The following is an 18,510-nucleotide window of genomic DNA, read 5'->3' on the forward strand; positions in this document are numbered from 1 at the left end:
CATGGGAGCTTCCTTCTACAACGAAATGCATGCGGCCGACGGCAGCGTCCGACCCCATTACGGCGGCTTCGCCGAATGGCTCGACAGCACCCCCCCGGAGCGCATCGCGCGACGCCGGGCCGAGGCCGACCTGGCGTTCCATCGGGTCGGCATCACCTTTGCGGTCTATGGCGAGGACGCCGGTACCGAACGGCTCATTCCATTCGACATCGTGCCGCGCATCATCCCGGCCGCCGAATGGACCGCCCTGGCCGCCGGCCTCAAACAGCGGGTGCGTGCGCTCAACGCCTTTCTGAAGGACATCTATCACGACCAGGAGATCCTCGCGGCCGGCCGCATTCCGCCGGAACAGGTCCTCAACAACGGTCAGTTCCGTGAGGAGATGCGTGGGGTGGACGTGCCGGACGACATCTACGCCCATATCGCCGGGGTCGATGTGGTGCGCGCCGGCGAAGGCGAGTTCTACGTGCTCGAAGACAACCTGCGCGTCCCCTCCGGCGTGTCCTACATGATCGAGGACCGCAAGATGATGATGCGTCTGTTCCCCGAGCTGTTCGCGCGCCACAAGATCGCCCCGGTGCTGCACTACCCGGATCTGCTCTTCGACAGCCTGGGCGCCGTCGCCCCCAAGGGCGTGGAACGCCCGAACGTGGTCGTGCTCACCCCCGGCGCCTTCAACAGTGCCTACTTCGAACATACCTACCTGGCCCAGCAGATGGGCGTCGAACTGGTCGAGGGGCGCGACCTGTTCGTGCGCGACGACACGGTGTGGATGCGCACCACCCAGGGGCCGGCGCGGGTGGACGTGATCTACCGCCGGGTGGATGACGATTTCCTCGATCCGCTGGCTTTCCGCAAGGACTCCATGCTCGGCGTGCCGGGCCTGCTGTCGGCCTACAAGGCCGGGCGCGTGACCCTGGCCAACGCCATCGGCACCGGTGTGGCCGACGACAAGTCCATCTATCCCTACGTGCCGGAAATGATCCGTTTCTACCTGGGCGAGGAGCCGCTGCTCAACAACGTGCCCACCTACATGTGCCGCAAGGCCGAGGATCTGGCCTACACCCTGGCCAACCTGGCCGACCTGGTGGTCAAGGAGGTCCATGGCGCCGGCGGCTACGGAATGCTGGTCGGCCCCGCTGCCACGCGCGAGGAGATCGCCGAGTTCCGCAAACGCCTCGAGGCCCATCCGGAGCGCTACATCGCCCAGCCCACCCTGTCCCTGTCCAACTGCCCCACCTTCGTCGAATCGGGCATCGCGCCGCGCCACATCGACCTGCGCCCCTTCGTCCTGTCGGGCGAGCAGATCCGCATGGTGCCGGGCGGCCTGACCCGGGTCGCGCTGCGCGAGGGGTCCCTGGTGGTGAATTCCTCCCAGGGCGGCGGCACCAAGGACACCTGGGTGCTCGAAGCCTGAGCGCGCAACGACGAATCACGGGAAAGGACACATCATGCTCAGTCGTACCGCCGACCACCTGTACTGGATGTCGCGCTACATCGAACGCGCCGAGAGCACGGCGCGGCTGCTGGATGTCACCTGGCAAATGTCCATGGTGCCCCAGTCGGCCGAATCCGCGAACCAGAACTGGCACGCGGTGATTCTGCTCAACAGCCTGGAGGACGCCTTCTTCGCGAAGTACAAGCAGGCCACCGCGGCCAACGTGCTGCACTTCATGATCAGCGACGCGGAGAATCCTTCCTCGATCCACGCCTGTCTGCGCATGTGCCGCGAGAACGCCCATGCCGTGCGCGGCACCATCACCTCCGACATGTGGGAGACGCTCAACGCCACCTGGCTGGATCTGGAGTCGCATCGCTTCGACGCGTCGATCAGCTCCGGACCGGGCGAATTCTTCGAGTGGGTCAAGCTGCGCTCCTCGCTGGTACGCGGCGCCACCCTCGGCACCATGCTGCAGGACGAAGCCTTCCACTTCATCCGCCTGGGCACCGTGCTCGAGCGTGCGGACAACACGGCGCGGATTCTCGACGTGAAGTACCACGTCCTCACGCCGGGCCCGGACCAGGGCACCACGGATTTCTACCAGTGGGGCGCCCTGCTGCGCTCGGTCTCTGCCTTCGAGGTGTATCGCAAGACCTACCGCGCCGGCATCAGCCCGGCCCGGGTCGCCGAGCTGCTCATCCTCCACCCGGGCATGCCCCGCTCGCTCATGTTCTGCATGCGGGCGCTGGTCAAGAGCCTCGGTCTGGTCGCCAACAGCCATTCGGGCGAAACCCAGCGCCGCGCCGGTCAGCTCTACAGCGAGCTGCGCTACGGGCGCATCGAGGATATCTTCGCCCGCGGCCTGCATGTGTTCCTGACCGATTTCATGCGTCGGATCGAAGGGCTGGGCAACGGGATCCAGCACGACTTTCTCGAAGCCATGCAAACTACCTGATCCAGACTTACCGTCCGCGACCGGCCCCGGCGACCGGCGCGGATGTTTCCGGACCACCCCGGCATCAACGCAGTCATTTTTCGACGGAGTCCAGCGTGTCGATCCATGTCGCACTCAACCATGTCACCGAGTACCGCTATGACCGCCTGGTCGAACTCGGCCCCCAGGTCATCCGGCTCAGGCCCTGCCCCCACTCACGCACGCCGATCCGCGCGTTCAGCCTCAAGGTGACGCCCGGGGATCACTTCATCAACTGGCAACAGGATCCGCAATCGAACTGGCTGGCGCGCATGGTGTTTCCGGAGAAGACGGACACCTTCCGCATCGAGGTGGACCTGGTCGCCGAGCTATCGGTGATCAACCCCTTCGACTTCTTCCTCGACCCGCACGCGGAGAAGATCCCGTTCGACTACGAGGCCTGGCAGCGCCATGAACTGACGCCCTATCTGTATACCTTGCCGCTGCTCGACGGCAGCGCGCCGCTGTTCGCCAAATATCTCGAGCGCATCGATCTGACGCCGACACGCAGCGTGGACTTCCTCGTCGCCCTGAACCAGCGGCTGGAACAGGACATTGACTACACCATCCGCCTCGAACCCGGCATCCAGACCCCGGAAGAGACACTGCAAAAAGGCAGTGGCTCCTGCCGCGACACCGCGTGGCTGATGGTCCAGCTGTGTCGCCACATCGGCCTGGCGGCGCGTTTCGTGTCCGGCTACCTGATCCAGCTCACCCCCGACGTCAAGGCGCTCGACGGCCCCGTGGGCGCCGACCACGACTTCACCGACCTGCACGCCTGGTGCGAGGTCTACCTGCCCGGCGCAGGCTGGGTCGGCCTCGACCCCACCTCCGGGCTGTTTGCCGGTGAAGGCCACATCCCGCTCGCCTGCACCCCCGAACCGGCATCGGCGGCGCCCATCACCGGCGCGGTGAGCAAGAGCGAGGTCGAGTTCGGCCACGAGATGTCGGTGACCCGCATCTATGAAGCGCCCCGGGTCACCAAGCCCTACACCGACGCCCAGTGGCGCGACATCGAAGCGCTCGGCCAGCAAGTGGACGCGGATCTCAACGCCATGGACGTGCGCCTCACCATGGGGGGCGAGCCGACCTTCGTGGCCGCGGACGACCCCGACGGCGCCGAATGGAACACCGACGCCCTCGGCCCGACCAAGCGGGTGCGCGCCGCCGAGCTCTATCACCGCCTCAAGGACAAGTACGCGCCCGGCGGCCTGGCCCACTTCGGCCAGGGCAAGTGGTACCCGGGCGAACAGCTGCCGCGCTGGGCGCTGGGCTGCTTCTGGCGCCACGATGGCGAGGCGATCTGGAACAATCCGGCCCTCATCGCCGACGAGCGCAAGGACTACGGGGTCACCGAAGCCGACGCGGACCGCTTTCTGCGCCACTTCGCCCGCCACCTCGGTCTCGATCCGGACTTCGTCTTCGCCGGTTACGAGGACGTCTTCTACTACATGTGGCGGGAGCGCCGCCTGCCCGACAACGTCGATCCCTTCGACTCGCGCGTGGACGACCCGCTCGAACGTGCCCGCCTGATGAAGGTCTTCGACCAGGGCCTCAAGACCGCCACCGGCCACATCTTCCCGATCATGAAGAACGCCGCCGGCGCCTGGGAGACCGGGCCCTGGTTCCTGCGTGCGGAGCGCTGCTATCTCATCCCGGGCGACTCGCCCATGGGCTACCGCCTGCCGCTCGATTCCGTCCCCTGGGTCAGCGAGGCCGAGTACCCCTGGGTCATCCCCACCGACCCCATGGCCCCGCTCGAACCACTGGCCAGTCACACGCAGATCCGTGCCCAGATTCGCGCGCACGCCGGCAGCGACACCCTGAGCACGTCCGCACCACTGAGCGCCAGCCGGCTGCACGAGGGCGACGTGGCGGGGCGCCCGGCACCGGGCCAGTCCGCCCACTGGATCACCCGCTTCGCCATCTGCGCCCAGGCCCGTGAGGGCGTGATGTACATCTTCATGCCCCCCGCCGGCACCCTGGACGACTATCTGGAACTGGTCGCCGCGGTCGAAGCCGCCGCCGAAGACCTCGGCATCCCGGTCATCCTCGAAGGCTACCCGCCGCCGAGCGATCCGCGCATCAACCACTTCAGCGTCACCCCCGACCCAGGCGTGATCGAGGTGAACATTCACCCGGCCGCGCGCTGGGACGATCTGGTCGATCGCACCACCCATCTGTACGAAGCCGCCCACCAGTGCCGCCTGAGCACCGAAAAGTTCATGCTCGACGGACGCCACTCGGGCACCGGCGGCGGCAACCACTTCGTGCTCGGCGGACGCACGCCGGCCGACTCGCCCTTCCTGCGCCGGCCCGACCTGCTTGCCAGCCTCGTCGCCTACTGGCACAACCACCCGAGCCTGTCCTACCTGTTTTCGGGCCTGTTCATCGGCCCCTCCAGCCAGGCCCCGCGGGTGGACGAGGCACGCAACGACAGCCTCTACGAGCTCGAGATCGCCCTGCGCCAGATGCCCGAACCGGGCAGCTACGCGCCGCCCTGGCAGATCGACCGCCTGCTGCGCAACATCCTCATCGACGTCACCGGCAACACCCACCGGGCGGAGTTCTGCATCGACAAGCTGTATTCGCCGGACGGCCCCGCCGGCCGCCACGGACTGGTCGAACTGCGCGCCTTCGAGATGCCGCCGCATGCGCGCATGAGCCTCGCCCAGCAGTTGCTGCTGCGCGCCCTCGTGGCCCGCTTCTGGGACACTCCCTACCGGCCCGAACGGCTGGCCCGCTGGGGCACCGAGCTGCACGACCGCTTCATGCTGCCGCACCATGTGGCGCAGGATTTCCGCGACGTGATCGACGAGCTCAACGCCTTCGGCTACCCCTTCGAGTTCGCGTGGTTCGCGCCCCACTTCGCGTTCCGCTTCCCGCAGCATGGCGAGTTCGTCGTGCGCGGGATCAACGTCGAACTGCGCAATGCCCTCGAACCCTGGCACGTGATGGGCGAGGAAGGCGCCGTTGGCGGCACGGTGCGCTATGTGGATTCCTCGCTCGAACGGCTCGAGGTCAAGATCACCGGCATGGCGCCGGATCGCTATCAGCTCACCTGCAACGGTGTGCCGGTGCCGCTCCAGCCCACCGGCGTGGTCGGCGAATTCGTCGCCGGGGTGCGCTACCGGGCCTGGCAGCCGCCCTCGTGCCTGCAGCCGCTGATCGGTGTGCATGCCCCGCTGGTGTTCGACCTCGTGGACACCTGGTCGGGCCGCTCGCTGGGCGGTGCGCAATACCATGTCTCGCATCCGGGCGGGCTCAGTTTCGAGCGTTTCCCGGTCAATGCCTACGAGGCCGAAAGCCGGCGGCGTTCGCGCTTCTTCGGCTTCGGACACACCCCGGGCAAGGTCGCGCCGGCGCGGGTGACGGTCAACGCCGAGCACCCCTTCACGCTCGACCTGCGCCGTCCCTGAGCGGGCATCGCTCCGTCAGAAATTCTGCAATACGGCCCCCGACGGCCCGTCAAGACCGGGTAAGATCGTCCCCCTGCACCCCACCCGGGGCGCAGGGGGATTTGCAAAAAGAAAGACATGGTCCGCACGCTGCTCTCGATCTACTCGCACCCGCCCAATCGTTTCGACGAAATGATGGTCGGCGACGGCCTCATCCGGCCGCACTGGCGCGAGCTGTTCGAGCATCTGGACGGCTCTTCGCCCGAGGCCATGCGCCAGCGCATCGATTTTGCCGAGCGCAGCATCCTCGAGGACGGGGTCGCCTACAACGTGTACGGCGACCCGGACGGCCAGGACCGCCCCTGGGCGCTCGATCCGCTGCCCTTCATCCTCTCCGCCGAGGAATGGCACACCCTCGAGGCCGGCATCGCCCAGCGCGCCCGCGTGCTCAACGCCATGCTCGCCGATCTGTACGGCGAGCAGCGCCTGCTGTCGCAGGGCCTGCTGCCGCCGGCACTGGTGTTCGGCCAGCACGGTTTTCTGTGGCCCTGTGTGGGCACCCAGCCGCCCGGCGGCGTGTTCCTGCATCAATATGCGGTCGACCTGGCGCGCTCGCCGGACGGGCAGTGGTGGGTCATCGCCGACCGCACCCAGACACCGACCGGCTCGGGCTACGCGCTCGAGAACCGGCTGATCGTCTCGCGCGTGTTCCCGCGCCTGTTCCGCGACATGCGCATCGAACGGCTCGCCGGCTTCTACGCGGCGCTGCAATCGAGCCTCGAACGCCTCGCCCCGGTCGAGAACGGCGAGCGTCCGCGCGTCGTCGTGCTCACCCCGGGCCCCTATAACGCCACCTACTTCGAACACGCCTACCTGTCGCGCTACCTGGGTTTTCCGCTGGTGGAAGGGCAGGACCTGACGGTGCGCGGCGACACCGTCTATCTCAAGACGCTCTCCGGCCTGCAGCGGGTGCACGCGATCATGCGCCGGGTCAACGACGATTTCTGCGATCCGCTCGAACTGCGTGGCGAGTCGGCGCTCGGCGTGCCGGGGCTCATGAACGTGGTGCGCGCCGGCCGGGTGTTCATCAGCAACGCCCTGGGCAGCGGCCTGCCCGGCTCCTCGGCGGTGATGGGCTTCCTGCCCGCGCTGGCGCGCGAGCTGCTCGGCGAGACCCTGAGCCTGCCCTCGGTGGCCACCTGGTGGTGCGGCGAGGAACCCGCCATGGACTATGCCCTCGAGCATCTCGACGGCCTGGTCATCAAGCCGGCCTACCCCACCCAGCGGCTCGAGCCCGTCTTCGGCCACACCCTGCGCGGCGCCGAGCGCGCCGAGATGATCAGCCGCATCCGCGCCCGCCCCCACGCCTACGTGGCCCAGGAATGGGTGCGCCTGTCGCAGACGCCGGTGTGGAGCCGTGCCCACGAGCGCCGCCTGCTGGCGCGCAACGTGGGCCTGCGCATGTACGCGGTGGCCACGCCGGACGGCTACAAGGTCATGCCCGGCGGCCTGGCCCGCGTCGCCGGCAGCTCCAACGCGCTGGTGCTGTCGATGCAGCGCGGCGGCACCGCCAAGGACATCTGGGTGCGGGCCGAAGGCGCCGTCGATCCGTTCAGCCTGCTCAAGAAATCGGTGAGCGTGAGCGACCTGGTGCGCAGCGGCAGCAACCTGTCCTCACGGGTGGTCGAGAACCTGTTCTGGCTGGCGCGCTACAGCGAACGGCTCGACGTCACCGCACGCCTGCTGCGGGTGGCCATCGCCCAGCATATCGACAACGCCGGCGAACTCACCCCGCCGCTCGAAGCGCTGCTCACCGTGGCGGAGCGCACCCGTATCCTCGGCCCGGTCGACCCCGAAGCGCCGGCCGTCAGCCTCGAATCGCGCCTGTGCGCGGCCGTCCAGGATCCGGGCGCCGAGAACAGCATCTCCGACGCCTGTCGCCGCCTGCTGTGGGCCGCCTCGCAAGTGCGCGAACGCCTGTCCCTCGATCACTGGCATTCGCTCAACCGCCTCCAGCGCGATCTGCAGGGCATGCGCACCGGCGGCACCGAGCTGGGCGACATGGGGATGCTGCTCGACATGGTGCTGCAGGTGTCCTCCTCGCTGACCGGTTTCTCGCTCGACAACATGACCCGGGACACCGGCTGGCGCTTCCATGTGCTCGGCCGCCGCATCGAACGCCTCGCCTTTCTGTGCGATGCGATCGGCGGCTTCCTCACCCTGCACTTCGAACGCGACAGCGACAACCTCGAATGGCTGCTCCAGGTCACCGACAGCATCATCACCTACCGTTCCCGCTACGCACGCTCGCCCGAGATCCTCTCGGTCATCGACCTGAGCGTGATGGACGAGAGCAACCCGCACGGCGTGGCCTTCCAGATCGTCGAGCTGATCGCCGAACTGAGCGCCCTCGACGCCGAGCTCGGCGAGCTGCCGGTCGAGCCCATCCGCCGCGCCGGACAGGCGGTGCGCGCCTTCGACCTGCACCGCTTCGAACAGCGCCCGCGCCAGGCCGCCACCCAGCTGGCCGAGAGCCTGAGCGCCCTGCTGGCCGAAGCCCATGCGCTGTCCGACAAGATCGCCATGCGCTTCTTCACCCATGTCGATAGCGTCAGCCACCTGACCCTGGCGAGCTGATCATGGCGCGATACCACATCCTCCACGAAACCAACTACGACTACGGTGGCGCGGTGTCGCTGTCGCATCAGGTGCTGCATCTGGTGCCGCGTCCGTCCGACTGGCAGACCTGCCTGCGCTACGAGCTGAGCATCGATCCGGAACCGTCGTGGCGCCGCGCCGGTCAGGACGCGTTCGGCAACTCGGTCGAATGGCTGGGCTTCTACCAGCCCCATCCGGCACTCAACGTGCGCGCGGAAATGGAAGTCGAGGTGCGTCCGCGCGGCGCCATCGATCTGGCCGAATCGCTGCCGTGGGACGAACTGGCCCGACGCCTGATCTATCAGGGCGGCGTGGCGCCCCGCGCCGACGACCTGGCGGCCAAACGCTTCCTGTTCGAGTCGCCCAACGTGCGCGTGAAGAACGAGCTGCGCGCCTATGCGCTCGACTGCTTCCCCCCGGGCCGAGCGCTGCTGGAGGGCGCCGCCGCCCTGATGGCGAAGATTTTCGACGAATTCACCTTCGACGCCGAAGCCACCTCCATCGCCACCCCGGTGCTCGAGGTGCTCGCCAACAAACGCGGGGTGTGCCAGGACTTCGCCCATCTGATGATCGCCTGCCTGCGCGCGCTCGGACTGCCGGCCCGCTACATGAGCGGCTATCTGCTCACCCATCCGCCCCCGGGGCAGCCGCGCATGATCGGCGCGGACGCCTCGCACGCCTGGGTGTCGGTGTATGCGCCCGACACGGCGCTGGGCTGGGTGGAGTTCGACCCCACCAACAATCTCCAGCCGGACACCCAGCACATCACCATCGGCTGGGGGCGCGACTTCAACGACGTCTCGCCCCTGCGCGGCATCATCCTCGGCGGTGGCGGGCACGAGCCGGAGGTGGCGGTCACGGTCACGCCCCTGGACGAGCGCTGACCCGCGCCGCCCGGGCGCGGCTGCCGGAGACCCGCGCCGGCCGTATAATCGGTTCATGCGCGCCGCGCCCGGCGGCGGGCGGCCATCCAAACCAGCGAACGGAACGCGTGGCGTGAACAAGCAACTGCACCTGTTCATCAAGGCCCTGGTCGACAGCGTCCGCGACCTGGCCCCGATCGTCGTCGTCATCGCCTTCTTCCAGCTCGTGGTGCTGCAGCAGCCGATCCCCAACCTGGGCGAGATCTTCTTCGGCGCGATCCTCGTGGTCCTCGGCCTGACCTTTTTCGTGCGCGGCCTGGAGATGGGCCTGTTCCCCATCGGCGAGAAGATGGCCTACGCCTTCGCCCGCAAGGGCTCCGTGCTGTGGCTCATGGCCTTCGCCTTCGCCCTCGGTTTCGGCACCACCGTGGCCGAGCCGGCGCTGATGGCGGTGGCCGACGAAGCCGCGCAGATCGCCGCCGACAGCGGCGTCATCGCGCGCGACAAGGCCGCCATGAAGGACTACGCCACCGGCCTGCGCTATACCGTCGCGATCTCGGTCGGCTTCGCCATCGTGGTCGGCGTCATCCGCATCATCCGGGGCTGGCCGATCCAGTACCTGATCATCGGCGGCTACGTCGGCGTCGTCGTCATGACCCTGTTCGCACCGGAGCAGATCATCGGCATCGCCTACGATTCGGGCGGGGTCACCACCTCGACGATCACGGTGCCGCTGGTCGCCGCGCTGGGCATCGGCCTGGCCTCCTCCATCCAGGGGCGCAACCCCATGATCGACGGCTTCGGCCTCATCGCCTTCGCCTCGCTCACGCCCATGATCTTCGTCATGGGCTACGGGATGCTGCTCTCATGATGGGCTGGTGGATCGGTTTCGGTCACGAACTGGCGGTCACGGCGGTGGACGTGCTGCCCATCGCCGGCATCCTGTTCGGCTTCCAGCTGCTGGTCATCCGCCGGCCCGTACCCCAGCTCAAGAGCGTGCTGACCGGCTTCGCCTATGTGCTGATCGGCCTCACCCTGTTCCTCCAGGGGCTGGACCAGGCGCTGTTCCCGCTCGGCAAGCTCATGGCCCGCCAGCTGACCGATCCGGCCTTCATCTTCGCCGGCCTCGACCACATCCCCGCCACCATCGGCTGGCGCGACTACCTGTGGGTGTATCTGTTCGCCTTCGCCATCGGCTTCTCGACCACCATCGCCGAACCCTCGCTGATCGCCGTCGCCCTCAAGGCCGAGGCGGTCTCGGGCGGCACCATCAGCGTGTGGGGCCTGCGCGTGGCGGTGGCCATCGGCGTGGCGATCGGCATCGCCCTGGGGGCTTACCGGATCGTCACCGGCACGCCGCTGCACTGGTACATCATCGCCGGCTACGTGGTCGTGATCGCCCAGACCCTGCGCGCCCCGAAAACCATCGTCGCCCTCGCCTACGACTCGGGCGGCGTCACCACCTCCACCGTCACCGTGCCGCTGGTGACCGCGCTCGGCCTCGGCCTGGCCGGCACCGTCCCCGGGCGCAGCGTGCTGATCGACGGCTTCGGCCTGATCGCCTTCGCCAGCCTGTTCCCCATCATGTCGGTCATGGGCTACGCCCAGTTGTCCGAATGGCGTCGCCGCCGGCACGCGGCGCACGACGCCGAAGCAAGGAGAAACTGACCATGCACTTCAAACTGCTGATCGCCCTGGTCGAGGACGACAAGACCGACGCGGTCATGGCCGCCGCGCGGGAAGCCGGCGCCACCGGCTGCACCGTGATCAACCAGGCGCGTGGCGAAGGCTTCGAGAAGGCCAAGACCTTCTTCGGCCTCTCGCTCGAAACCCAGCGCGACATGCTGCTGTTCCTGGTCGAGGAACACCTGAGCCGGGAAATTCTCGAGACCATCGCCGTCAAGGGCGAATTCGAGGCCAAGCCCGGCACCGGCATCGCCTTCCAGATCGACGTGGAGGACGCGGTCGGCGTCACCCGCCAGATGAAGCAACTCGAAAGCGCCGTGGAGAACAAGCTATGAGCCCCCGTCAGATCGTCCGCGTCAGCGAGGTCATGCAGGCCGAGGTCCACACCATCGACGGCATGGCCACCATCACCGAAGCGTTGCGGGCCATGAAACAGCACGGCGCCGAAGGGCTCATCGTGGACAAGCGCCACGACGACGACGAGTACGGCATGCTGCTCATCTCCGACATCGCCCGCCACGTGCTGGGCAAGGACCGCTCGCCCGAGCGGATCAACGTCTACGAGGTCATGGCCAAGCCCGTCATCACGGTCGACCCGGCCATGGACATCCGCTACTGCGCGCGTCTGTTCACCCGCTTCGACCTGTCGCGCGCGCCGGTGGTGGACAACGGCCGCGTCGTCGGCATCGTGAGCTTCACCGATCTGGTGCTCGAGGGGCTGTACCAGCACATCTGAGGCCGGCACCGGAAAAAGAAAGAACGCGGCCCGAAGCCGCGTTCTCATTGACATTCTGGCGGAGGCGGTGAGATTCGAACTCACGAAGGGCGCAAACCCTTGCCGGTTTTCAAGACCGGTGCATTCAACCGCTCTGCCACACCTCCGGGGCCGCCCGACGGTTCTCGACAGGCGCGGCGCGAGTATAGCGCATGGGACGGTTTGCGTCAGGCGCGCTCGAACAGGGCGATCGATTCCACGTGCGAGGTGTGCGGGAACATGTTGGCGATGCCCGCGCCGAGGAGCCGATAGCCTTTTTCGTGCACCAGCACCGCCGTGTCCCGCGCCAGGGTCGCCGGATTGCAGGACACGTAGACGATCCGCTTCGGTGCCTGCGCGCCGAGCGCCTTGACCACGGCGATGGCGCCCTCGCGCGGCGGATCGATGAGCAGCTTGTCGAGCGCGCCGAGCGCATCGAGGCTGTCCTCGGTGGCTTCGAACAGGTCCGCGGCATGGAATTCGGTCAGCGCCGAGAGGCCGTTGGCGGCGGCGTTGGCGGCCGCGCGGGCCACCAGGGCGTCGCTGCCCTCCACGCCGATCACATGGGCACCGCGCCGGGCGATCGGCAGGCTGAAGTTGCCCAGGCCGCAGAACAGGTCGCCGATGCGCTCGCCCGGCTGCGGCGACAGCAGATCGATGGCACGACGCAGCAACACGCGATTGATGAGGAAGTTCACCTGGGTGAAGTCGTTGGGCCGAAAATCGAAACGCAGGCCGAACTCGGGCACGGTGTAGGTCAGCGCCGGCGCATCGACCGGATGCAGCCGGTAAGCGCTGTCGGGCCCGCCCGGCTGCAGCCACACCTGGACATCGTGGGCATCGGCGAACTGCCGGAACAGGGCTTCGTCGGCCCGGGAGATGGGGTCGAGAATACGGAACACCAACACGGTGGCGCCGTCGCCGATGCCCAGCTCGATCTGCGGCAGACGCTCGACGACCGACGTGCGCGCCACCAGATCGCGCAGCCGCGGCAACAGATCGGAGATGTGGCGGGGCAGCACCTCGCAGGAGGTCATGTCGGCGATGTAGCTGCTGCGCCGCTGGTGGAAACCGACCAGCACGCCGCCGAGACGCTCGACACGGCGCACGCTCAGGCGCGCCCGATAGCGATAGCCCCAGGCCGGCCCGTCGATGGCCGGATAGATGATGTCCGCGCGCACCCGCGCCTGATGCCACAGCGCGTCCTCGAGCACGCGTTGCTTGATCGCCGCCTGCGCATGGGCATCCAGGTGCTGCATGCTGCAGCCGCCGCAGTGACCGAAGAACACGCAGCGCGGGCTCACCCGCAAGGCGCTGGCTTCGATGACCCGCTCGACATGCGCGCGCGCGTACTTGGGCTTGTCGCGATCGACCGCGTAGTCGACGAGTTCGCCGGGCAGCGCGCCTTCGACGAACACGGTCTTGCCTTCCGGCGAACGGGCCACGCCCTGACCCTCGTGGTTCAGCGATTCGATGCGGGCGACGGGCATGAAACGGCCTTGCGGAAAAAGCCGGTATTGTAGCGGTGCCGGGCCATCGCGGGCACCACACGCGCATGGCGAAGCGCTACCATGGCGCCCATGGACACACACGTACTGGGCGCGCTCACGCCCAAGGAATTCCTGAGCACCTACTGGCAAAAGCAGCCGCTGCTGATTCGCCAGGCCGTTCCGGGCTTCACCGGCTCGGTCACGCCCGAGCGCCTCTTCGAGCTGGCCTGCGACGCCGACGTGGAATCGCGCCTCGTGAGCCACGGCCCCGAGGGCTGGACCGTCACACACGGTCCGCAACGGATGAAATCGCTGCGCCGCAAATCGACTCCGTGGACCGTGCTGGTCCAGGGCATGAACCTGTGGGATGCGGACACCGACGCGCTCATGCGCCGCTTCGACTTCATCCCCCAGAGCCGGCTGGACGATCTGATGGTCAGCTACGCCATCGACGGCGGCGGCGTCGGCCCCCACTTCGACGATTACGACGTGTTCCTGCTCCAGGGCATCGGGCAGCGACGCTGGCGGATCGGCCGGCAGGCGGACCGGCGCCTGGTGGAGGATGCGCCCCTGAAGATCCTCGCCGATTTTCAGCCCGAATACGACTGGATCCTCGAACCCGGCGACATGCTCTACCTGCCGCCCGAGTGGGCACACGACGGCGTGGCGATGGGCGAATGCATGACATATTCGATCGGCTTCCGCTCGCCATCGGCCGAGGAACTGGTGCGGGAATTCCTCGAATACCTGCAGGATCGCCTGTGCATGGACGGCCTCTACCGCGATCCGGACCTCAAGAGCCAGCGCAACAGCGCCCGGATCAGCGACGACATGATCGACCGCGTCGGCGCCATGATCGCCCGCCTGCACTGGTCGCGCAGCGACGTGGGCGACTTCCTCGGCCATTATCTGAGCGAGCCCAAGGCGAACGTGTTCTTCGAGCCACCCGCGGAACCGCTGTCATCGCGCCAGTTTTCGGCGCGGGCGTCACGCCACGGGCTCGCCCTCGACCGACGCAGCATCCTGCTCTACCAGGGCGGGCACTTCTATCTCAACGGCGAACGTCAGAACCTCGACGCGGCCGACGCCCCCGCCCTGCGCGAGTTCGCCCACGCACGTCGCCTCGACGGCGCCACCTTCAAGGCCCTGTCGGGCCCGACCCGAGCGCATCTGCACGAATGGCACGAGGACGGCTTCGCGCATGTCGCCGACTGAGCCGAATCCGTCGTCCGGCGCCCAGACCCTCGAGACCTGGGCACAGATCCGGGATGCGTGGCTCGACCTGCTGACGGCGACCCGGCGCGAGCTGATCGTCGCCGTCAACGACCTGGGCAGGCTCCATCCCGATCACCCGGAAACCACCGAACGACTCCGGCAGTGCCTGCGACGCCTGTACCCGGGACAGGTGAAGCTGCTCGTGCGTACGCCCGAATCGCTCCTCACGCGCATGCCGCGCACACGCCAGCTGCTGGTCGACTACGGTCATATCGCCACCGTGCGCGTCATGGCGAGCCACCACGCCGACGACTTCGACCGCGGTCTGATCCTGAGTGACCAAGCCCACTGCCTTGTTCAACCGCAATATGACGCTCCACGCGCCTACCTCTACCAGGACGATCCGGCCGTTGCCGCACGCGAACGCCCACAACTTGAAACAATTTGGGGTGCCGCCACGGAGGCCAGCATCGGCGCGGTCCTTGGCTTGTAAGACGATCAACAAGTGTGGCATCCGCCGCACTGGCAGGTGAAACCCGATTTGCACCGTGCTAGCATATTTCGCTGATGCTGCACCTGCACATCAGACAACAACACAATGTCAGATTGAGAGGAATCCTACCCATGAAAAAATCTCTCCTCGTCGCCGCGCTCGTCGCACTCGCCGTGTCTGCCTGCGGTCAAAAGGAAGAGTCCGCACCGGCCAACAGCGCAGTCGAAGCCGCCAAGGAAGCCGCCAGCAGCGCGACCGAAGCCGCCAAGGACACCGCCGCCGCTGCATCGGAGGCCGCCTCCAATATGGCTGATTCGGCCAAGGAAGGCGCGTCTGAAGCCGCCGACGCCACCAAGGAAGCGGCCGGCGATGCCATGGACGCTGCCAAGGAAGGCGCGAGCGAGGCAAAGGATGCCGCTGCCGACGCCGTCAAGGACGCCAAAGATGCGGCCGCCGCTGCCGTCGAAGAGGCCAAGGACGCCGCCACGACCGAAGAGAAGAAATAAATCTCTTTCGTTTGTTGCAGCAGGAAAAGGCCGGCATCCAGCCGGCCTTTTTTCATGCCCGGAGAGTGTGCCCCGGGCGTCTGTGCTGCTTTATCCGGTGAGCGAGAACCAGTCGGAACCCTCGGCCTGATCGGCCACGCACATCTCTTGCGGGGAAGCACCCAGCGCCCTGGACATACCCGCACGTACCAGTTCCGGCCGGTTGTTCTGTTCGCTCAGATGGGCGCCGAGCACGTGCTGGAGACCAGGATGCTTGAGCTCACCGAGCAGATGCGCGGCCGCCTCGTTGTCGAGATGGCCTTCATCGGAGGCGATCCGGCGCTTGAGGAAGGCCGGATAGGGCCCGTCCCGGAGCAGGTCGGCGTCGTGATTGAATTCGATGACCAGCCCGTTGCACTCACGCAGCGCTTCGACCATGGACCCGGTCACACTGCCGGCATCGGTCAACACCCCGAGCCGGCACGCACCATCCGAGATGACGAACTGCACCGGCTCGGCCGCATCGTGCGGCACGCCATATGGTGTCACCTGCAGGTCACCGACAGTCACCGCCTGGTTCGCACGTACCTCGTGCACCGGGCCTGACAGGCGCTGGCGTTCGCGAAGCTGGCAATGGGTGCCTTCGGTGAGATGGACGGGGCATCCGGTGCGCCGCTGGAGCGCGGCCAGACCCGCCACATGATCGCTGTGCTCGTGGGTGACGAACACCGCATCGAGCTGATCAAGGATGCAGCCGACGCGTGCCAGCCGCTGGCTCAGGGCGCGGACCCCGAAACCGCAGTCGATCAGGATCCGGGTCGTCCCGGCATGGACGAGGAGCGCATTACCCTTGCTCCCACTGCCCAGCGAGACGAACCGGATCACGGTCCGATCACTTCAGTTGATCGTGCAGCAACGCGATGATCTTGGCCGAGGTTTCGGAAGTATCGGCGCCGCCTTCGCGGGTCAGCACGCGCACCCTGGCGCCTGCGTCCCCGGCGTCGGTGACCTGGATGCGATACTCGCTGCCCGCCTTGGCCACCTTGTCGTCATCGCTGCTGCGCCAGAAGGCGAGCTTGGACAGCCAGCTCTTCTCGCGCTTCGATTCGTTGTCCGCCTGCGGATCGATGTAGCGGACGAAGTACACCCCTTCGGCCCGGTTGCGATCCTCGACGGTGAAGCCGATCCGATCGAGCGCCAGACCGACACGACGCCAGGCGCGGGCATAGGGATCATCGACATGCAGCACGGTCACGCCGTCCTGCTTCTCGATGCTCGCACGCTCGGGACGGGCCTCGGTGGCCACCTGCGCCTTGGCATAGGCTTCGTCGGCCCCCAGGTAAACCATCATGCGGCGGAGCATCTCGGCTTCCAGCCCGGGGTCGACCGGGCGCGGTTGCCAGACGGTCGAGTCCTCGGCCTCGTTGGTGTAGACCTCGGCCATGCCGCGGTGGCTGATGAACACGTCGAGGGTACCGGGCTTGTCGCCCTCTTCGACGCGGGTCCGGAACTTGTCACGTTCCGGCACCGAATACAGGCCGTCGAGCACCTTGCCGATGGTCTTGCGGATGAAGTCCTGCGGCAACTTGGCGCGATCCTCAGCCCAGTCCGTCTCCATCACGCCGATGGTCGGCGAGTCGACGTTGAGCACGAAGCCCAGCTCGATCCAGAAGTTGCGCAGCTTGGGCCACAGCTCGTCGGCGTTCATGCCCTTGATGACGAGCCAGCGCTCGTCACCGGCGCGCTCGACATGGATGTTCTTGGTCTCGGGAATCACTTCCGTCGACTTGCCGTCGGCCGGCTTGATCTGGCGCTCGGCGTTGTAGGTGGACAGGGTGGCCGAACCTCGGCCGCCCGTCTCCGGCAGCGCATAGCGATCCGACTGGGCCGGTGCCGTCAGGTCGGGCGGCACTTCGAGCGTCGGCGCCGTGCCGGCGCTCTTGTAGTCGATCTTCTTGGTTTCGAGCACACCGCAGCCGGCAATGGTCAGGCTGAGCGCACACGCGAACAGGCTCGCGAAGGGATGTCGCACCATGCTGATGGATACCTTTGATGGTTAGCTGATCACGCCGGCAGCGCGCATGGCCGAGCGGACACGATCGTGGTTGGACGGGTCGAGGGGGGTCATCGGCAGGCGCATCGTGGGCCCGATCAGCCCCATCTGCGCCACGGCCCATTTCACCGGAATCGGATTGGCCTCGCAGAACAGCTGCTTGTGCAGGCCGAACAGGCGCTGGTTGAGCTCGCGCGCGCAGCTGACGTCGCCGGCGATGGCGGCGACGCACATCTCGTGCATGAGCCTGGGCGCGACGTTCGCGGTCACCGAGATGCAGCCATGCCCCCCCATGAGCAGGAAAGCCAGGGTGCTCATGTCGTCGCCGGTGTAGATGGCGAAGTCGGCCGGCGCGCGCGCCACCAGATCACACACCCGCTCGATGCTGCCGGTGGCGTCCTTGATGCCGGTGATGTTGGGGATCTGCGCCAGTCGCAGCGCGGTGTCGTTGGACAGGTCGGCCACCGTGCGCCCGGGCACGTTGTACAGCCAGATGGGCAGGTCATCGGCCTCGGCGATGGCCTTGAAATGCTGGTACAGCCCTTCCTGACCCGGCTTGTTGTAGTACGGCACCACCGACAGGCCCGCCACCGCACCCGCCTTCTTGGCGAAACGGGTCAGTTCGATGGCCTCGGCGGTGGAGTTGGCGCCCACGCCGGCGATCACGGGAATGCGGCCGGCGGCATGGCCGACAGTGGCGCGGATGAGCTCGCAGTGCTCGTCCACATCGACGGTCGGTGACTCGCCCGTCGTGCCGACGATGACGATGCCGTCGGTGCCCTGGTCGACATGGTGGTCGACCAACGTGCGCAGGCTGTCGAAATCGAGGCTGCCATCCTCATGCATCGGGGTGACGATGGCGACAATGGATCCGGTAATCATGTGTGCGGAGCGATCAGGAAGCAAAAGCGCATTGTACCCGAATCATCGGCCGCGACACGCTGCAGCGCACGCCGCGCCGACGCGGTGCCGGCACCGCGACCGGGGAGCCATCGGGAACG

General features: G+C 67.2%; 16 protein-coding genes and 1 tRNA gene. 12 read left to right on the plus strand and 5 right to left on the minus strand.

What is annotated here, in order from left to right; translation table 11 throughout:
• The first annotated feature begins 1 nt into the window (after nt 1).
• The 9 genes from G3580_RS10800 (at nt 2) to G3580_RS10840 (ending at nt 11,755) form a co-directional block, all read left to right on the plus strand.
• Nucleotides 2-1,417, plus strand: coding sequence for a circularly permuted type 2 ATP-grasp protein (locus G3580_RS10800; protein ID WP_173765404.1), 1,416 nt, complete (start codon nt 2-4; stop codon nt 1,415-1,417).
• Between the two features lie 34 nt (nt 1,418-1,451).
• Nucleotides 1,452-2,396, plus strand: a complete 945-nt coding sequence (locus G3580_RS10805) for an alpha-E domain-containing protein (protein WP_173765406.1) — start codon at nt 1,452-1,454, stop codon at nt 2,394-2,396.
• 95 nt (nt 2,397-2,491) lie between these two features.
• Nucleotides 2,492-5,833 carry a transglutaminase family protein gene (locus tag G3580_RS10810; RefSeq protein ID WP_173765408.1) on the plus strand — a complete coding sequence of 1,114 codons (3,342 nt, stop codon included), beginning with the start codon at nt 2,492-2,494 and terminating at the stop codon, nt 5,831-5,833.
• A 117-nt stretch (nt 5,834-5,950) separates the two neighbouring features.
• A complete protein-coding gene (locus tag G3580_RS10815) occupies nt 5,951-8,449 on the plus strand; it encodes a circularly permuted type 2 ATP-grasp protein (protein WP_173765410.1) in 2,499 nt (832 codons plus the stop codon).
• 2 nt (nt 8,450-8,451) lie between these two features.
• Complete coding sequence (locus G3580_RS10820) at nt 8,452-9,354, plus strand: transglutaminase family protein (protein WP_217424465.1); 903 nt, start codon at nt 8,452-8,454, stop codon at nt 9,352-9,354.
• A gap of 112 nt (nt 9,355-9,466) precedes the next feature.
• Nucleotides 9,467-10,204 (plus strand): DUF1538 domain-containing protein, encoded by a 738-nt coding sequence (locus G3580_RS20035; RefSeq protein WP_228720636.1) that lies wholly within the window; start codon nt 9,467-9,469, stop codon nt 10,202-10,204.
• Entirely contained in the window at nt 10,201-11,001 is an 801-nt protein-coding gene (locus G3580_RS20040; RefSeq protein WP_228720637.1) for a DUF1538 domain-containing protein, read from the plus strand. The genes G3580_RS20035 and G3580_RS20040 overlap by 4 nt, the downstream gene beginning before the upstream one ends.
• 2 nt (nt 11,002-11,003) lie before the next feature.
• Complete coding sequence (locus tag G3580_RS10835) at nt 11,004-11,354, plus strand: P-II family nitrogen regulator (RefSeq protein ID WP_173765413.1); 351 nt, start codon at nt 11,004-11,006, stop codon at nt 11,352-11,354.
• Nucleotides 11,351-11,755, plus strand: a complete 405-nt coding sequence (locus G3580_RS10840) for a CBS domain-containing protein (protein ID WP_173765415.1) — start codon at nt 11,351-11,353, stop codon at nt 11,753-11,755. Before G3580_RS10835 ends, G3580_RS10840 begins: the two co-directional genes overlap by 4 nt.
• Nucleotides 11,756-11,811: 56 nt before the next feature.
• Here the strand turns inward: G3580_RS10840 and G3580_RS10845 are convergent.
• Together G3580_RS10845 and rlmD are read right to left on the minus strand one after the other, a co-directional pair.
• A tRNA-Ser gene (locus G3580_RS10845) sits at nt 11,812-11,901 on the minus strand.
• Between the two features lie 60 nt (nt 11,902-11,961).
• On the minus strand, nt 11,962-13,263 hold the full coding sequence (gene rlmD / locus G3580_RS10850; protein WP_173765418.1) for a 23S rRNA (uracil(1939)-C(5))-methyltransferase RlmD: 1,302 nt from the start codon (nt 13,261-13,263) through the stop codon (nt 11,962-11,964).
• 90 nt (nt 13,264-13,353) lie between these two features.
• Between rlmD and G3580_RS10855 the strand changes: the two genes are divergently transcribed.
• From G3580_RS10855 to G3580_RS10865, 3 genes are all read left to right on the plus strand, one after another.
• The gene (locus G3580_RS10855; protein ID WP_173765420.1) at nt 13,354-14,478 is read left to right on the plus strand and encodes a cupin domain-containing protein; all 1,125 of its coding nucleotides are present in this window, start codon (nt 13,354-13,356) and stop codon (nt 14,476-14,478) included.
• Nucleotides 14,465-14,971 (plus strand): DUF7931 domain-containing protein, encoded by a 507-nt coding sequence (locus G3580_RS10860; protein ID WP_173765421.1) that lies wholly within the window; start codon nt 14,465-14,467, stop codon nt 14,969-14,971. The genes G3580_RS10855 and G3580_RS10860 overlap by 14 nt, the downstream gene beginning before the upstream one ends.
• Before the next feature lie 131 nt (nt 14,972-15,102).
• Nucleotides 15,103-15,477, plus strand: a complete 375-nt coding sequence (locus G3580_RS10865) for a hypothetical protein (RefSeq protein ID WP_173765423.1) — start codon at nt 15,103-15,105, stop codon at nt 15,475-15,477.
• Nucleotides 15,478-15,567: 90 nt separating this feature from the next.
• Here the strand turns inward: G3580_RS10865 and G3580_RS10870 are convergent, their stop codons facing one another.
• Genes G3580_RS10870 through dapA form a run of 3 tightly spaced genes read right to left on the minus strand, consistent with a single transcriptional unit; the run spans nt 15,568 to nt 18,391 of the window.
• Nucleotides 15,568-16,341 carry an MBL fold metallo-hydrolase gene (locus G3580_RS10870; protein WP_228720638.1) on the minus strand — a complete coding sequence of 258 codons (774 nt, stop codon included), beginning with the start codon at nt 16,339-16,341 and terminating at the stop codon, nt 15,568-15,570.
• A 7-nt stretch (nt 16,342-16,348) separates the two neighbouring features.
• Nucleotides 16,349-17,491 carry an outer membrane protein assembly factor BamC gene (bamC, locus tag G3580_RS10875; RefSeq protein WP_173765425.1) on the minus strand — a complete coding sequence of 381 codons (1,143 nt, stop codon included), beginning with the start codon at nt 17,489-17,491 and terminating at the stop codon, nt 16,349-16,351.
• A 21-nt stretch (nt 17,492-17,512) separates the two neighbouring features.
• The gene (gene dapA / locus G3580_RS10880; protein WP_173765427.1) at nt 17,513-18,391 is read right to left on the minus strand and encodes a 4-hydroxy-tetrahydrodipicolinate synthase; all 879 of its coding nucleotides are present in this window, start codon (nt 18,389-18,391) and stop codon (nt 17,513-17,515) included.
• Nucleotides 18,392-18,510 lie beyond the last annotated feature (119 nt).

Source organism: Nitrogeniibacter mangrovi (assembly GCF_010983895.1).
Lineage (GTDB): Bacteria > Pseudomonadota > Gammaproteobacteria > Burkholderiales > Rhodocyclaceae > Nitrogeniibacter > Nitrogeniibacter mangrovi.

Bases quoted from the DNA above. Each gene is read 5' to 3' on its own strand.
- G3580_RS10800 (WP_173765404.1), top strand. From the start codon at position 2: ATGGGAGCTTCCTTCTACAACGAAATGCATGCGGCCGACGGCAGCGTC.
- G3580_RS10805 (WP_173765406.1), top strand. From the start codon at position 1,452: ATGCTCAGTCGTACCGCCGACCACCTGTACTGGATGTCGCGCTACATC.
- G3580_RS10815 (WP_173765410.1), top strand. From the start codon at position 5,951: ATGGTCCGCACGCTGCTCTCGATCTACTCGCACCCGCCCAATCGTTTC.
- G3580_RS10820 (WP_217424465.1), top strand. From the start codon at position 8,452: ATGGCGCGATACCACATCCTCCACGAAACCAACTACGACTACGGTGGC.
- G3580_RS20040 (WP_228720637.1), top strand. From the start codon at position 10,201: ATGATGGGCTGGTGGATCGGTTTCGGTCACGAACTGGCGGTCACGGCG.
- G3580_RS10835 (WP_173765413.1), top strand. From the start codon at position 11,004: ATGCACTTCAAACTGCTGATCGCCCTGGTCGAGGACGACAAGACCGAC.
- G3580_RS10840 (WP_173765415.1), top strand. From the start codon at position 11,351: ATGAGCCCCCGTCAGATCGTCCGCGTCAGCGAGGTCATGCAGGCCGAG.
- rlmD (WP_173765418.1), bottom strand. From the start codon at position 13,263: ATGCCCGTCGCCCGCATCGAATCGCTGAACCACGAGGGTCAGGGCGTG.
- G3580_RS10855 (WP_173765420.1), top strand. From the start codon at position 13,354: ATGGACACACACGTACTGGGCGCGCTCACGCCCAAGGAATTCCTGAGC.
- G3580_RS10860 (WP_173765421.1), top strand. From the start codon at position 14,465: ATGTCGCCGACTGAGCCGAATCCGTCGTCCGGCGCCCAGACCCTCGAG.
- G3580_RS10865 (WP_173765423.1), top strand. From the start codon at position 15,103: ATGAAAAAATCTCTCCTCGTCGCCGCGCTCGTCGCACTCGCCGTGTCT.
- bamC (WP_173765425.1), bottom strand. From the start codon at position 17,491: ATGGTGCGACATCCCTTCGCGAGCCTGTTCGCGTGTGCGCTCAGCCTG.
- dapA (WP_173765427.1), bottom strand. From the start codon at position 18,391: ATGATTACCGGATCCATTGTCGCCATCGTCACCCCGATGCATGAGGAT.